We start from the raw sequence: 15437 nt of genomic DNA on the forward strand, positions 1-15437 counted from the left end.
CCCGGGGCGCGGCGGGGGAGAATGTGCGAGGACGCCGGTCCGGCCGACTGAGCCTCGGCCGGACCGGCGTTCTCCCGAGTGCGGGCGCTACGCCGTGGGCCGGCCCATCGCGCGGTACGTCCAGCCGGCCCGGCGCCACAGCTCCGGGTCGAGGGCGTTGCGGCCGTCCAGGACCAGCCGGGCGGTGACCGCCTCGCCCAGCACGGCCGGGTCCAGCTCGCGGAACTCGCGCCACTCCGTCAGGTGCAGGACCACGTCGGCGCCGCGCACCGCTTCGAGGGCCGAGTCGGCGTAGCCGAGCGTCGGGAAGATCCGGCGGGCGTTCGCCATGCCCTTCGGGTCGTAGACGGTGACCTGGCCGCCCTGGAGGTGGATCTGCCCGGCGACGTTCAGCGCGGGGGAGTCCCGTACGTCGTCGGAGTCCGGCTTGAAGGTCGCGCCGAGCACGGCGACCCGCTTGCCCAGGAAGGAACCCCCGCCGAGCGCCTCGCGCGCCAGCTCCACCATCTGGCCGCGCTGGCGCATGTTGATGGAGTCGATCTCGCGCAGGAAGGTCAGCGCCTGGTCGGCGCCCAGCTCGCCGGCGCGGGCCATGAAGGCGCGGATGTCCTTGGGCAGACAGCCGCCGCCGAAGCCGATCCCGGCGCGCAGGAACTTCCTGCCGATCCGGTCGTCGTGCCCGATGGCCTCGGCCAGCTTGGCGACGTCACCGCCGGCCGCCTCGCAGACCTCGGCCATGGCGTTGATGAACGAGATCTTGGTGGCGAGGAAGGAGTTCGCGGAGGTCTTCACCAGCTCCGCGGTCGGGAAGTCGGTCACCACGAACGGCGAGCCCTCGGCCACGGGCGTCGTGTAGACCTCGCGCAGCAGCTTCTCGGCGCGCTCGCTGCGGACGCCGACGACGATGCGGTCGGGGTGCAGCGTGTCCTGCACGGCGAAGCCCTCGCGAAGGAACTCCGGGTTCCAGGCCAGTTCGGCGTCCCCGCCGGCCGGCGCCAGCTCCGCCAGCCGGGCCGCGAGCCGGTCCGCCGAGCCGACGGGCACGGTCGACTTGCCGACGACCAGCGAGGGGCCGCGCAGATGCGGGGCGAGCGACTCGAACGCGGCGTCGACGTACGACATGTCGCAGGCGTACTCGCCGTGCTTCTGCGGGGTGTTCACGCAGACGAAGTGCACGTCGCCGAACGCGCCGACCTCGGCCCAGTCCATCGTGAAGCGCAGCCGGCCGCTGGATCCCTCGATGCCCGCGACGTGCTTGCGGAGCAGCTCCTCCAGACCGGGCTCGTACATCGGGACCTCGCCCCGCTGGAGCATCTCGATCTTCTCGGGCACCACGTCGAGACCGAGGACCTCGTAGCCGAGTTCCGCCATGGCCGCGGCGTGCGTGGCGCCGAGATAGCCGGTGCCGATCACGGTGATCTTGAGGGCCATGCGGTGCTCCCGTGCTTCCAGGCGGACTTCGTTCTGCAGTGCGGGCCCGAGCATAGTCGGGGCGTGACGGGGCCCCTCACCGGGCAACTTCCCCCTGTCGCCAAGCTCACGTATCACTCGGGTGGGCGGACCTCTAAAATTTGGGTTACTTAACGGTAATTAGCGTCCTTGGAGCGTGAGAGACCTTGGCCGGATCGGCTGATTTCGACCTGTACCGCCCGTCCGAGGAGCACGACATGCTCCGGGACGCGATCCGTGCGCTGGCCGAGGCGAAGATCGCGCCGTACGCCGCCGCGGTGGACGAGGAAGCCCGTTTCCCGCAGGAGGCGCTGGACGCCCTGACCGCGAACGACCTGCACGCGGTGCACGTGCCCGAGGAGTACGGCGGCGCCGGCGCCGACGCGCTGGCCACGGTCATCGTGATCGAGGAGGTGGCGCGGGTGTGCGCCAGCTCCTCCCTGATCCCGGCGGTGAACAAGCTGGGCTCGCTCCCGGTGATCCTCTCCGGCTCCGAGGACCTGAAGAAGCGGTACATGACCCCGCTCGCCAAGGGCGAGGGGATGTTCTCGTACTGCCTCTCCGAGCCGGACGCCGGTTCGGACGCCGCGGGCATGAAGACGAAGGCGGTCCGCGACGGCGACCACTGGATCCTCAACGGCGTGAAGCGCTGGATCACCAACGCCGGCGTGAGCGAGTTCTACACGGTCATGGCGGTGACCGACCCCACGAAGCGCTCCAAGGGCATCAGCGCCTTCGTGGTCGAGAAGTCGGACGAGGGCGTCTCCTTCGGCGCCCCGGAGCGGAAGCTCGGCATCAAGGGCTCCCCGACCCGCGAGGTCTACCTCGACAACGTGCGCATCCCCGCGGACCGCATGATCGGCGCCGAGGGCACCGGCTTCGCCACCGCCATGAAGACCCTGGACCACACCCGCATCACCATCGCGGCGCAGGCGCTGGGCATCGCGCAGGGCGCCCTGGACTACGCCAAGGGCTACGTCCAGGAGCGCAAGCAGTTCGGCAAGCCGATCGCCGACTTCCAGGGCATCCAGTTCATGCTCGCCGACATGGCCATGAAGATCGAGGCCGCCCGCCAGCTCACCTACGCGGCCGCGGCCAAGTCCGAGCGCGGCGACAAGGACCTCACCTTCCAGGGCGCCGCCGCCAAGTGCTTCGCCTCCGACGTGGCCATGGAGGTCACCACGGACGCCGTCCAGCTGCTCGGCGGCTACGGCTACACCCGCGACTACCCGGTCGAGCGCATGATGCGCGACGCGAAGATCACGCAGATATACGAGGGCACGAACCAGGTCCAGCGGATCGTCATGGCCCGCAATCTGCCGTAACCGCTCCTCCCGTGCACGAAGAGGGCCCCGCCGGTGCGACCGGCGGGGCCCTCTTCGTGCGGTGCGGCGGGGCTCAGTTGCCCGACACCGTCACCTTCTCGTCGTTCTTCAGCTCGTTCACCAGGGTCTTCACCTTGGCCTTGTCCCAGACGAGGTTGCCGCCGGTGGAACCCGAGATCGGCATGTTCATCGAGGTGCCCTCGCCGCCGCTGACGCTCTTCATCGCCCAGAACATGTCGCCCAGGTCGAACAGGCCCATGTCCTTGTCCACGATCAGGGTGTCCAGGCCCGCGCTCATCGTCGGGTACAGCTTGAACGGGTTCAGGATCGTGCCCGGCGTCGCGACCTGGTTGGCCAGCGCCGACAGGAACTTCTGCTGGTTCTTCGTACGGTCCAGGTCACTGCCCGCGAGCGCGTACCGGGTGCGCACGAAGGCGAGTGCCTGCTGCCCGTCCAGGGTCTGCTTGCCCGCCTCGAAGTCGGCACCGGACTTGGTGTCCTTCATGCCGCCCTTGGGGATCTCGATCTCCACGCCGCCGACCGAGTCGACGATGTTCGCGAAGCCCGCGAAGCCGATCTCCACGTAGTGGTCGATGTGCAGGCCGGTGTTGAACTCGACCGTGCGGACCAGGAGTTCGGGCCCGTCCTCCGCGTACGCCGCGTTCAGCTTCACGTGCCGGCCCGTGCCCTGGTACGTCTTGCCCGACTCGGAGCCCTTGAAGGTGGGGATCTCGACGTCGGAGTCGCGGGGGAGGGAGATCAGCGTGGAGCCGTTGCCGCCGGTGTGCAGGATCATCATCGAGTCCGTGCGCTTGCCCTCGGCGGACCCGGTGTGCAGCTTCTTCTTCTCCTCGCTGGACATCCCGGCGCGGCTGTCGGAGCCGACGATGAGGTAGTTCGTCCCCTCGCCCGCCTCCGGCCGGTCGATCACCTTGGAGAGGTCGACGTCGCGGTGGAGCTTGGAGTCGGCCCAGAAGTACGTGCCGACGGAGACCACGACCAGCAGCGTGACCAGGGTCAGCGCGGTCCACTTGATCCGCCTGCGCCAGTCCGGTGCGGAGCGCGGGCCCCGGCCGCCCGGGCCGCCCGGGCCGCCGCCGTCCGGCGTCCCGTAGACCTGGCCGGTGTTGTAGCCGTCATGGCCCGGCCCCTCGTCGTAGCCCTGGCCGTCGACGTACGTCGGCTGCTGCGGCACCCCGCCGTACGGCGGCGCGGACCGGCCGGACCCGGGGGTCGCCGGACGCCGTACCTGGCGCATCACACGTGCGCTCTCGGGCTGGGCGCTCGCGCTGCCGCCGCCGTACCGGTTGCTGCGGTTGTCGTCGGACCACCCGTCGGGCCAATCGTTCATGCCGCCCAGTGTGCAGTGCCGTACCACGTGCCTTACAAGGTTCGAAGGAAAATAGGGCCAGTGCTGTTGCGAAGCTGACACATATCGGCCCGGCATAAGGTGGAGGCCATGACAGACCAGGCCCCCGCCGTGGAATCAGCAGCCCCGGACGACATTCCCGGCAAACCGACCTCGGCGTCCCGGACGACGCTCAGCCACATCATGACCCACGCCGACACCAACCTGCTGGGCACGGTGCACGGCGGCGTGATCATGAAACTGGTCGACGACGCGGCGGGCGCGGTGGCCGGACGGCACTCGGGCGGACCCGCCGTCACCGCCTCCATGGACGAGATGGCGTTCCTGGAGCCGGTCCGCGTGGGCGACCTCGTCCATGTGAAGGCCCAGGTGAACTGGACCGGCCGGACCTCCATGGAGGTCGGCGTCCGGGTCCTGGCCGAGCGCTGGAACGAGTCCGCCCCGGCCACCCAGGTCGGCTCCGCCTACCTCGTCTTCGCGGCCGTCGACGCCGACGGCAAGCCGCGCCGGGTACCGCCGGTGCTGCCGGAGACGGAGCGCGACGAGCGCCGTTACCAGGAGGCGCAGATCCGCCGCACGCACCGGCTCGCCCGGCGCCGCGCGATCATGGAGCTGCGGGAGAAGCGCGCCGCCGAGGGCCTGGACGACTGACCCCGTGCGGCCGCCGGGCCGGCGCCCGCACCCCGGGCTCCCCGGCTACGGGCACACCACCTGGTCGCCGGTCACCACGCCGAACTCGCCCTGGTAGGGATCCGCGGCCTTGACCCGCTGCACGCCCTTGTAGTCCGCCCCCGTGATCACCTTCAGGGTCGGCCCCTGCCCCTTGACCGCCCGCAGCTCGGAGCCGGGCAGGGCGGCGGCCAGGGACCTCGCCGAGCGGTCCCAGCGCGGGTCGTAGGCGACGACGGTGCGCCGGACGGTCCGGTCGGCCGCGTTCGACGGCAGCCGGGTGGTGAGGAAGCCGGTCCGGGCGAGCGCGCTGTCGACGCGCCTGCCGAGGCCCTCCGTCGGCGTCCCGTTCTCCACCTGCACCCGGATCTGCTGCGGGGCCACGTCGACCCGCAGCGCCTTGCCGCGGGCCTTGTGCCGGGCCAGCGGCTCGTCCTCGCGCAGCGCCCTGAAGAGCTTCGCCGCCTTGGCCCGGTCCCACTTCAGCGTGGAGCCGATGCCCTTCACGGCGTAGGCCATCTCACCGATCGGCACGGTGGTGAACTCCGAGGAGGAGGGCGAGAAGTTCCGCATCGCCCGCCCGAGGTCCAGCAGCTCGTCCGTGCCGAACGCCTTGTCCGCGCGCACCGAGCCGAGCACGGCGTGCGTGATGTCGCGGAACTTCATCGGGTTCAGCAGCACCCCGGACGAGGTGGCCTTCTCGATCATCGCCGCGAGGAAGCGCTGCTGGCGCTGCATCCGGCCGAGGTCGGAGGCGCTGTCGACATGCCGGGAGCGGACGTACTGAAGTGCCTGGCCGCCGCTCAGGGCGTGCGAGCCGGCCGGCAGGTCGAGCCCGGTGTAGGAGTCCTTGAGCGGCTGCACGGTGCAGATCTCCACCCCGCCGAGCACGTCCACCGTCTTCATGAAGCTGGTGAAGTCGACCTCCAGATAGTGGTCGATCTTGACGTGGGTCATGTTCTCGACCGTGCGCACGGTCAGCTGCGGGCCGCCCTCGGCGTAGGCGGCGTTCAGCTTGACCGGATGCGGCTCGTGCCGTTTGCCGGTGATCTGGTCGGTGTGCGCGGGCGTCTCGGCGTAGGAGTCGCGCGGCAGGCTGACGATGCTGGCCCGCTCCCGGTCCTCCGAGATGTGCACGATCATGATCGTGTCCGTGCAGTGGCAGGGCGCGCCGCCCAGCCGGTACTTCTCCTTCTCCTCCGGGGTGATCCGGTCCCGGCCGTCGGTGCCGACGAGCAGCACGTTCATGCCGTTGCCGCCCTCCGGACGGTTCTTCATGTCCTTGAAGGGGTCGACCCGGGCGATGTCCGCGTCGAGGTTGGTGACCACCGCGTGCCCGATGCCGGCGGACGCGAGGACGACCACGGAGAGCGTGGTCACCGTCCGCATGGCCCAGCAGGGCTTCTTGCGTGCCGTGGGGGGCCGCCGGGAGCGGGACGGCTCGGGCGGCCGGGGCCCGGGTGCGGCGGGCGGACGGGGCGGCGTGGGCTGCGTGGGCAAGGGGGGCCTCCGCGAGGGCCGGGCGTGGGAATCCGTGAGCACCGTAGGCCGATACGATCTGCGGCCCGGGTCCCGACCCCTGCGGCGCGCACCGGTGTCCCCCGTTCGCGGTAACGTGACGTCCGATGAGCGAGAAGTCTGACGTGCGGCCCCCCGCCGTTTCTGTGATCATGCCCGTCCTCAACGAGGAGCGGCATCTGCGCGGGGCTGTCCAAGCGATCCTGGCGCAGGAGTACGACGGCGAGATGGAGGTGGTCATCGCCCTCGGTCCGTCATCGGACCGCACGGACGAGATCGCCGCCGAGCTCGTACGCGAAGACCCGCGCGTCCACACGGTGCCGAACCCGACAGGGCGCACCCCAGCCGCGCTGAACGCCGCGATCAAGGCGTCCAGGCACCCCGTCGTCGTGCGCGTCGACGGGCACGGCATCCTGTCGCCGAACTACATCGCGACCGCGGTCCGCCTGCTGGCGGAGACGGGCGCGCAGAACGTCGGCGGGATCATGCACGCCGAGGGGGAGAACGACTGGGAGCACGCCGTCGCCGCCGCGATGACGTCGAAGATCGGCGTGGGCAACGCGGCGTTCCACACCGGCGGTGAGGCCGGCTCCGCCGAGACGGTCTACCTCGGCGTCTTCCGGCGCGAGGCCCTGGAGCGCCAGGGCGGGTACAACGAGGAGTTCATACGGGCCCAGGACTGGGAGCTGAACTTCCGGATCCGCGAGGCGGGCGGCCTCATCTGGTTCTCGCCCGAGCTCAGGGTGTCGTACCGCCCGCGGCCCTCCGTGCGGGCCCTCGCCAAGCAGTACAAGGACTACGGGCGCTGGCGCCATGTCGTCGCCCGCTACCACGAGGGCTCCATCAACCTGCGCTACCTCGCGCCGCCGACCGCGGTGTGCGCGATCGCCGCGGGAGTGGTGGTCGGCCTCGCGGTGACACCGTGGGGGTTGCTGGTCCCCGGCGGCTATCTCGCGGCGATCGCGCTCGGCTCGTTGCCCGCGGGCAAGGGCCTGCCGCTGAAGGCGCGCCTGCAGATCCCGGTCGCCCTCGCGACGATGCACATGTCCTGGGGCTGGGGCTTCCTCACCAGCCCGAAGGCGCTGGCGCGGAAGGTCATCGCCTCGCGCCGTCCGGCGGTGCTGGGCCCCAACTGACGCCCCTCGTCCACCGATCGGGCCCTTCCCCGGCGTCACCTCCGGGGAAGGGCCCGACCCGTTTCAGGACCAGGTGAAGTTCGGGTTCACGTGCATACAGGCCCCGGCGTCCGCGCCGTTCAGGGCGTCCGCCGTCTTCGGGGTCTTGTCGTCCCTCGCCTTGGCCTTGTACGCCGTGCCCTCGCGCCAGTCCGCGCCGACCACGAGCGTGACACCCGAGACCTCCGAGGACTCCTCGACCGCGCTGAGCGGGATCTTCAGGGCCTTGGCGACCCGCTGGGCGTCGCCCTCCAGGTCGGCGCTCGGGTAGCGGATCACCGTCTCGTCCTCGGCGCTCGCCGTGGTGGTGTCCGCCGTCGTACGCAGGAAGCCCTTGCCGACGAGCAGTTGGCTCACGGCGCTGGCGCGTCCGGGGACCGGAGCCAGAGCCGAGGTGCGGGTGCCGTTCTGCACCGTCACGCCGATCCGGTCGTCCTCGGAGGCCGGGTCCGAGGACGTCCTGTCCGCGGACTTCTTGTTCTTGCCGTCGAGCGCGATGTCCTCGCGCACCAGGCGGAACAGCTTCGTCGCGTCGTCGGTGGGCTCGACCCGCGCGCCGACGTACCGGTTGGGCATCGTCGTCATCGTGATGCGCTCCGGCGAGACCTTCTTCAGCTCGTTGCCGAGGTCGTAGAGCTTCTTCACGCTGCCGAGGCCGTCGTCGACGGTCAGGGCCTTCGTCGCCGTCTCGGCGAGCTTGCGCAGCTTGTTGGGGTTGCTGATGGTGGCGTTCTCGCGCAGCTCGCGGACCATCGAGTTCATGTACTGGTGCTGCGCCCTGGCGCGGGCCAGGTCGCTGCCGTCCTCGAAGCCGTACCGGGTGCGCAGCCACTGCAGGGCCTGCTTGCCCTTGATCGAGGTGGTGCCCTTCTCCAGCTTCAGCCCGGAGCCGTGGCCCTGGCTGTCCTTGGAGTGGATGTTGGCGTCCACGCAGACCGGGACGCCGCCGATCGCGTCCGCCATCGCCACCACACCCGCGAAGTCGATCTTCATGAAGTGGTCGATGTGGATCTTCGTCAGCTTCTCCCAGGTGGCCACCGTGCAGCCCGGACCTCCGCGCCCGAGCGACTGGTTGGTCATCGTCCGCCCGACGGTCGCCTGGTACACGTGCTGGTCGTCGGGGTCCGTGCACTTGGGTATCTGCACCAGGGTGTCGCGCGGCATGCTGACCACCGACATGTTGGTCCGGTCCGCCGAGAGGTGCAGCAGCATCTGGACGTCCGCGAGCGGGACGCCGCCGAACGTCTCCTTGGCGCCGCCGAGTTTCTGGTTCTCCTTGGTGTCCCGCGCGTCCGAACCGATCAGCAGGATGTTCAGCGGGGTCTGCCCGGCGGCGTTCGGCTTGGGCGCGGCGGCCCTGTCCTTCGCGTCGCCGATGTTCAGGTCGTCCTTCTGGATGTTGTCGTTCAGGTGCTGGTAGTAGAGATAACCGGCACCCGCGGTGCCGAGTATCAGGACCGACAGGACCGTCGCCGACCAGCGCAGGGCCCGGCGTCTGCGACGCGGCCTGCGGCCCTCGCCGCCCGGCCGCTTATCCCCGCCGCCGTGCCGGCCGCCGCGCCCCTGCGTCTCGGGGGTAGGGGCGTCGTCGTCCTCGCGCGATGCCGCGGAACCGGAGGCGCCCCGGGCTTCTTTGCCGGTCTCCCCGACCGGTTGAACCGGATCGCCGTTCTCGTCGTACAGACTGTCGTCCCAGCCCAGTTCTCCCGCGTGCCGGACACGTGACCGTGCCCCCTCCCCACGCACACCGCTCTGCGCCATCTCCCCTGCCTCCCCACCCTGAACCTGACGAACGGGTCCGTCCCGCGTCCGGTTGGACGCACGAGCGCCCCCGAAGGTTGGACGCGTGACGGACCCGTCAGGTCATCAACTGGCGCACACTTGCTTGTCCGCCGTGGACTTGTCGACGTCCAGGTCCACCGACGAGCTCGTCAGCGGCACACCGGCGCCCTTGAAGTCCTCACCGAGGGTCAGCACGATCGCGGGCAGCCCCTGGGCGTTCTTCTCGCTCTTGCCGGGCTTCATCCCGGAAGCCGGCAGACCCATGAGGTCGGCCAGCTTGCGCGCCTGATCCGCCTGGTCGGGAGCGTACTCCAGGGTGGTCTTGCTCAGCGTTTCGTCGGCGTTTCCGAGCTGGCTGGACTTCAGTACACCCTCATCATTCTGCAGCCAGCTGAGGGTTTCCTGTGCGGAACCGGCCTTGGCACCGCCGTTGTAGATGTCGACCCGGATCTCGGAGGCGTCGGAGCGGGGACCCTTGAGGCGGGCGGCCACGGCGGCCTTCTCCTTCTTCTCCTTCTGCTTCACGTCGGTGAGCGACACGTCGTTCTTGATGGCCTCGAAGAGCGGCTTCGCCTTGGACTCGTTGACGACGACCGTCGCCTTGACCCTCTCGGCGGGGTTGTCGAGCACCGGCAGCGTGGTGAAGGTGATGTTCTTCGGCGGCACCTTCTTCAGCTCCATCGCCACGTCCTTGAGCGTGCTGACCTTGCCGATGCCGGTGTCGACGGTCAGCGCCTTGGTGGCGGCCTCCGCCAGCTTGTAGAGCTTCTTGGGGTTGGTCAGGGTGTCGCTGGAGGACATCTTGCGCATCAGCGAACCGAGGAACTGCTGCTGCACCTTGATGCGGTCGAGGTCGCCCTGGTTGCCGAAGCTGTGCCGGGTTCGCACGAAGGCCAGCGCCTGCTCGCCCGCGACCGTCGACTTGCCCTTGGGCAGCTTGAGGTGCGACTCCTTGTCGTCCACCGGGTGGGCCACGCAGACCTCGACGCCGCCGACCGCGGAGGTCAGCGTCTTGACCGCGTTGAAGTCGGCCATCATGAAGTGGTCGGGCTTGATGCCGGTGAGGGCCTTGACCGTGCGCATGGTGCAGCCCGGGTCCCGATCGCCCTGTCCCAGGCTCGTGTTGAAGCGAACGCCCTGTGTGCCCCCGATGACCTTCTCGGAGCCGTCGGGCTGGATCGTCGGGCAGTCCGGGATGTCGGTGATCAGGTCGCGCGGGATGCTCACGGCCGTCGCGTTCGAGCGGTCCTTGGCGACGTGCAGCAGGATGTTGGTGTCCGCGTGGCCGACGCTGTTCTTGTCGCCGTAGCCGCCGTTGCCCTTACCGGTGCGCTTGTCGGTGCCGATGATCAGGATGTCGAAGGCCTCGTCCTTGCTGAAGCCCTCGCTGCCCGCGTTGCCGACATCCGTCGTGTTGACGTTTCCCTCGAGGTGTTTGAGGTACAGGTAACCCGCGGCACTGACACCGACGAGGACGAAGGCCATGGAACCACCGGTCCACAGCAGTATCTTCTTCGCTTTCGACTGCTTGGGCTTCTTCGCCGACCGCGAGCGGCGCCGGCCCGGGGGCGGCGGCGGCTCGGCGGGCGCGCCACGGCGGCGGCGCGGTCCGGGCAGCGTGTCGGGGGCGAGGGTGTCGCTCGTCTCCCGGTCCGGCGCGCTGCGCGTGCGGGTCCCGCCACCGGTGGCGGTCCTGCGAGGTCGAGGGACTGCCGGTTGCGCTGCGGAAGGACTCAGTCGCAGTTCGTATTCGCCGGTGTCCGGGTTGAGTACCCACTGGTCTGCGGGGTCGATGTCGTCCGCCCGCCCACGGCCTTGCGCGTCCACGGTTGTCTGAATCCTCCGTCGGGGCCACGCGGCGCCTTACCCCCCTCAAGAAGGCGCTCGGGTCTCGGTCAAGCAGTGCGCGACCCTGAGGGAAGACCTCGCGGCCGGGTGCACCGGATCGCTCACACTATCCGCCCAGTTCAGCGTGGAGCGACGGCGGTGACAAATTCCACTTCCCTACAACTGGGCAATCCGTCCTATTTCTTGGGACTGACGTTCCCCGGCTTGGCGAGTGCTTTACTCACAGCCGTCGTCGGCCGCCGTGTGGCCGCGGAAAGTGGGTGCCGGTTCGGGGCTCCCAGCTGGGCTGTCGGGGCGCATTGCACCGGACTTGCCGTCATCGCGTGATTTCTCTGCGTAGTCGCGCGGGGGTCTGTCGTCGGAATCGGGCGAGGAGTCGTACGACTCTTCGTCACCCCCCTCGTACGAGTTCTCCTCGGGCCGCGGGTCGGATCCGCGGCCGGCCGCGGCGGAGTCCTCCGGAAGTTCTTCCGAGACCTCCACCGGGGCGTCCGACCGCAGCCGCGCGAAGAGCCGGTCCGCGGCGGGCTCGACCAGCTGGTCCCGGTTGGCGTTGTAGGCGTACGACGTCCGGGGCACCGTCAGGAACCGCACCCGCTCGGTGGGGATGTCGCGCATGCCCCGCACCAGCTGGTACAGCCCGCGCAGGCTCGCCAGGGCGGGGTCCGTGGTCAGGGACGAGGTCGCCGCGTCGAGCAGCGGGTACAGCTTCGTCGGGTTGAGCAGCACGTCGTTGCTCTGCACCTTGTTGACGAGCGCGCCGAGGAAGCGCTGCTGGCGGTCCATCCGGTCGGTGTCGCTGCCGTCGCCGATGCTCTTGCGGGCGCGGACGTAGCCGAGTGCCTGCTCGCCGTTGAGCGTCACCCGGCCCGCGGGCAGCCGCAGCTTGGCGGCCTTGTCGTCGATCGGCTCCTTCAGACACACCCGGACGCCGTCGACCGCGTCGACCATCTCCTTGAAGCCGCTGAAGTCGACGACCACGTGATGGTCGACCCGCACGTTGGTCAGCTTCTCGACTGTGCGGACCGTGCACGCCGAACCGCCGGTCTGGAAGGCGTAGTTGAACATCGCGAAGACCGGTTCCGTGCGGCTGCCGTCCGGGCGGCGGCAGCCGGGCACGTCCACCATCAGGTCGCGGGGCAGCGAGACGGCCGTCGCGTTGTGCCGGTCGGCCGCCAGGTGCAGCAGGATCGTCGTGTCGGACCGCTCGGTGCCCGAGTCCCGCCCGTACTTGCGGTTGCCGTCGCCGGAGCGCGAGTCCGATCCGATCAGCAGGATGTTCTGCGCGTCGCGCACGAGCGAGGTGGGCCGCTCCTTCTCGTACCGGGCGAGTTCGGCGGCCGCGTCGTTGTCCGCGGTGATGTTCGAGTCCAGCTTCTCGTACACGGCCCAGCCCGCCCCCGCCGCGCACGCCAGCACGACGGCGACACCGATCGCGGTGTAGCGCAGCCACCGCGTGCGGCGACGCGCGATTCCCGCCCCGGTGGGCGACGCCCCCGCACCCGGCCCCAGCACGACCGCGGGCGCCGGCACGTCGTCGCCCGGACGTCCGGAGGGCGGGCCCGCGGTGTCGGTCACGTCTGGATCCACCCCTCCTGGCCTGGCGTACGAGCGTCCCGTGCTCCTACGACCATGGCCCGGGCAACCCCCAAAAGCCCACGGACACTAAGCCGAACGAGCGACCACGCCCCCGCAGGGGCGCGGGGAACGGCGCGAGCAACCACAACGCGGCGAAGGCCAGCCGGACCGCCAAGCCCCCGCGGCGGCTGAGGGGCGCGGGGAACGGCGCGAGCAACCACAACGAGACCGGGAGCAAGCCGAACGGCCAAGCCCCCACGGCGCTCAGGGGCGCGGGGAACGGCGCGAGCAACCACAACGCGGCGAAAGCCAGCCGGACCAGCCAAGCCCCCGCGGCGCTCAGGGGCGCGAGGAACAACGCGAGCAACCCGGCGCCGGCAAGGGCCACCCACCCCCTCGCCCCCGCCCGGAGGGCTACCGCGCGGTAGCCGTCACGTGCTCACTCTCGATCCGCCGCACCAACGCATCCGCCCCCAGCCGGTCGAGATTCCGGCACAGCACCACGGACCCCCCGGTCGCGAGGGGGGCGTACAACCCGGCACTCAGCCCCTCCCAGGTGTCGTACGGCAACGCCGACAGCATCCGGGACCCCGGCCCCGTGAGATCGAGCCCAGGAGCGTCCCCGAGCGCCCGCTCGACGACCTCCGCCCCGGTGTACTCGGCCCCCGCGACGATCAGCGCGGCCTCCTCCGGGTCCACCGGGGCGTACGGCTGGAACCGGTCACCCTGGCTCGGCACCTCGACGGCGTAGTCGGCGTACCCGGCCGGCGGGGTCGGGAAGCGGCGGCCCAGCGGGGCGAGCGAGAGGGCGACGCGCTCCCCGGAGCAGGCGAGCCCCTCCTCGAACCGGCCCGGCCCGGCGACGACGTGATCCGCCGCGCCCGCGTCACCGCCGACGTCCGCGATCACGCCGACCGAGGAGCAGGCGAGCAGCCACACCGCCGTCTGCCAGTGCGCGGGCAGCAGCAGCGCGACCCGCTCGCCGGGCTCGGCGGACAGCTCGCCCTGGAGCAGATTGGCGGTCTTGGCCACCCAATTGGCGAAGGTGGCGACGGAGAGTTCGACGCGTTCACCCGTGGCGTCGTCGTAGAAGGTCACCAGGGGTCGCGCGGGGTCCGCGGCGAGCGCGGATCGCAGCAGGTCGGCAGGGGTGCGGTCGGTGGCGGTCACGCGGGCCAGGGTACGCGGGGGAGGCGGGCGGGTCGCGGCCGACGGGTCGCCGGATCGGACGAGTGGGCCCGACGGCCCGTCAATTCCCCGATGGACAGATATGTATGGCTATGTCCACGATCATTCGCATGCGTGGATTTCTTGCTTCCTCGATCGGTGTCACGTGCGCGGCCGCCCTGGCCCTTCCGGGGGCCCTGCCCGCCTCGGCCTCGTCCGCTCCACCGGCGGCCCCGGCCGCCGTCCCGGCGGGGGCGGCCCTGCCCGGCAGCACCCAGTCCCTCCCCCTCGCCCCGCTCCCCGCCGACCGCGCGGCCGGGGCCGCCGTGCCCCAACAGGGGCTGCTGCGACGGGACGTACGGCCGTTCTCGCTGGTCGGTGTCATCTGGGACGACCCGGACACCGAGCTGTTCGGCCGGGTCCAGGTCCGCACCCGGGCCGCCGGCAGCGGCCGCTGGTCCGGCTGGCAGGACGTCGAGACGCACAACCACGAGCACGCGGCGGACCCCGACACCGCGGAGCGCGCCTCGGGACGGGTGCGCGGGGCCACGGCGCCACTGTGGGTGGGCAACTCGAACGGCGTCGAGGTGCGGGTGCAGGCCGAGGCCGACGACCGCAGCCCCGGCTCCGACGAGTCGCCGTTCCCCCGGGGACTGCACCTCGAACTGGTCGACCCCGGCGCGGCACCCCCGACGCGCGCACCGGTGGACGCGCCCCGCGCCTCCGCCACCCAGTTCCCGGAGCTGTCCAGGCGGCAGACCGTCGCCGAGTTCCTGGCCGGGCAGGTCGGCCACGGGCAGCTCGGACGCGGAGAGGTCCGGGCCGTACGGACCGGTGAGCGGAGCGCCCTGGGCGACGGGCGGGACGAGCGGCGCGTACAGCCGTACATCGGCCCGCGCCCGCGCATCGTCACGCGCCGCGGCTGGGGTGCCGACGAGAACCTGCGCGAGCGGGGCTTCGTGTACACGAAGAAGGTCAAGGCGGCCTTCGTGCACCACACCGCCTCGGGCAACAACTACAGCTGCTCACAGGCCCCTTCGGTCATCCGCAGCATCTACCGCTACCACGTCAGGAGCAGTGGCTGGCGCGACATCGGCTACAACTTCCTCGTCGACAAGTGCGGAAACATCTACGAAGGCCGCGCCGGGGGCGTGGCGAAGCCCGTCATGGGCGCGCACACGCTCGGGTTCAACAGCAACAGCATGGGGATCGCCGTCCTCGGCAGCTTCGGCTCCGCGAAGCCCTCCGGCGCCGCGGTGAAGGCCGTCGCGAAGCTCACGGCCTGGAAGCTGGGCCTGTTCGGGGCCAATCCGCGCGGCAAGACATACCTGAAGTCCGGCGGTGGCAATCTCTACCGAAAAGGTAAGAACGTACGACTGAACGTGATCTCCGGCCATCGCGACGGGTTCGCCACCGAATGTCCGGGACGCCGTCTCTACACCAAGCTCGGCACGGCCCGCTCCACGGCGGCCCGCTACCAGGGCCGATGAGGGGCGGAGACCCCGTAAGGCGAGGGCGGCGGCCGTCGGACGGGCCGTCGGACGGTCTGCATACACT

11 protein-coding genes are annotated in these 15437 nt (G+C 70.6%); 4 read left to right on the forward strand and 7 right to left on the reverse strand.

Annotated features, from left to right (window positions below):
• Positions 1 to 87 precede the first annotated feature (87 nt).
• Positions 88 to 1431: a UDP-glucose/GDP-mannose dehydrogenase family protein gene (locus ACFYQQ_RS38535; protein ID WP_355783267.1), complete on the reverse strand. Its 1344-nt coding sequence runs from the start codon at positions 1429 to 1431 to the stop codon at positions 88 to 90.
• A gap of 185 nt (positions 1432 to 1616) precedes the next feature.
• Between ACFYQQ_RS38535 and ACFYQQ_RS38540 the strand changes: the two genes are divergently transcribed.
• On the forward strand, positions 1617 to 2774 hold the full coding sequence (locus tag ACFYQQ_RS38540; RefSeq protein ID WP_355783263.1) for an acyl-CoA dehydrogenase: 1158 nt from the start codon (positions 1617 to 1619) through the stop codon (positions 2772 to 2774).
• A gap of 73 nt (positions 2775 to 2847) precedes the next feature.
• Here the strand turns inward: ACFYQQ_RS38540 and ACFYQQ_RS38545 are convergent, their stop codons facing one another.
• Complete coding sequence (locus ACFYQQ_RS38545) at positions 2848 to 4125, reverse strand: LCP family protein (RefSeq protein ID WP_355783260.1); 1278 nt, start codon at positions 4123 to 4125, stop codon at positions 2848 to 2850.
• A gap of 108 nt (positions 4126 to 4233) precedes the next feature.
• On the opposite strand from ACFYQQ_RS38545, the gene ACFYQQ_RS38550 reads away from it, so the two are divergent.
• Positions 4234 to 4794 carry an acyl-CoA thioesterase gene (locus tag ACFYQQ_RS38550; protein WP_355783257.1) on the forward strand — a complete coding sequence of 187 codons (561 nt, stop codon included), beginning with the start codon at positions 4234 to 4236 and terminating at the stop codon, positions 4792 to 4794.
• Between the two features lie 45 nt (positions 4795 to 4839).
• On the opposite strand, the gene ACFYQQ_RS38555 is transcribed toward ACFYQQ_RS38550, so the two are convergent.
• The gene (locus tag ACFYQQ_RS38555; RefSeq protein WP_388907186.1) at positions 4840 to 6201 is read right to left on the reverse strand and encodes an LCP family protein; all 1362 of its coding nucleotides are present in this window, start codon (positions 6199 to 6201) and stop codon (positions 4840 to 4842) included.
• A 236-nt stretch (positions 6202 to 6437) separates the two neighbouring features.
• Here ACFYQQ_RS38555 and ACFYQQ_RS38560 point away from each other — a divergent pair, with 236 nt between their 5' ends.
• A complete protein-coding gene (locus ACFYQQ_RS38560) occupies positions 6438 to 7466 on the forward strand; it encodes a glycosyltransferase family 2 protein (protein ID WP_355786415.1) in 1029 nt (342 codons plus the stop codon).
• A gap of 63 nt (positions 7467 to 7529) precedes the next feature.
• Here ACFYQQ_RS38560 and ACFYQQ_RS38565 read toward each other — a convergent pair whose 3' ends face one another.
• The 4 genes from ACFYQQ_RS38565 to ACFYQQ_RS38580 form a co-directional block, all read right to left on the reverse strand.
• Positions 7530 to 9266, reverse strand: a complete 1737-nt coding sequence (locus tag ACFYQQ_RS38565) for an LCP family protein (RefSeq protein ID WP_388907189.1) — start codon at positions 9264 to 9266, stop codon at positions 7530 to 7532.
• Between the two features lie 105 nt (positions 9267 to 9371).
• Positions 9372 to 11114, reverse strand: coding sequence for an LCP family protein (locus ACFYQQ_RS38570; RefSeq protein WP_388907192.1), 1743 nt, complete (start codon positions 11112 to 11114; stop codon positions 9372 to 9374).
• 237 nt (positions 11115 to 11351) lie between these two features.
• Positions 11352 to 12713, reverse strand: a complete 1362-nt coding sequence (locus ACFYQQ_RS38575) for an LCP family protein (RefSeq protein ID WP_388907195.1) — start codon at positions 12711 to 12713, stop codon at positions 11352 to 11354.
• Between the two features lie 414 nt (positions 12714 to 13127).
• Positions 13128 to 13883, reverse strand: a complete 756-nt coding sequence (locus ACFYQQ_RS38580) for a TIGR03089 family protein (protein WP_355786824.1) — start codon at positions 13881 to 13883, stop codon at positions 13128 to 13130.
• A gap of 128 nt (positions 13884 to 14011) precedes the next feature.
• On the opposite strand from ACFYQQ_RS38580, the gene ACFYQQ_RS38585 reads away from it, so the two are divergent.
• Complete coding sequence (locus ACFYQQ_RS38585) at positions 14012 to 15370, forward strand: peptidoglycan recognition protein (protein ID WP_355786827.1); 1359 nt, start codon at positions 14012 to 14014, stop codon at positions 15368 to 15370.
• The last annotated feature ends 67 nt before the right edge of the window (positions 15371 to 15437 follow it).

The organism is Streptomyces sp. NPDC005496 (assembly GCF_042872045.1).
Taxonomy (GTDB): domain Bacteria; phylum Actinomycetota; class Actinomycetes; order Streptomycetales; family Streptomycetaceae; genus Streptomyces.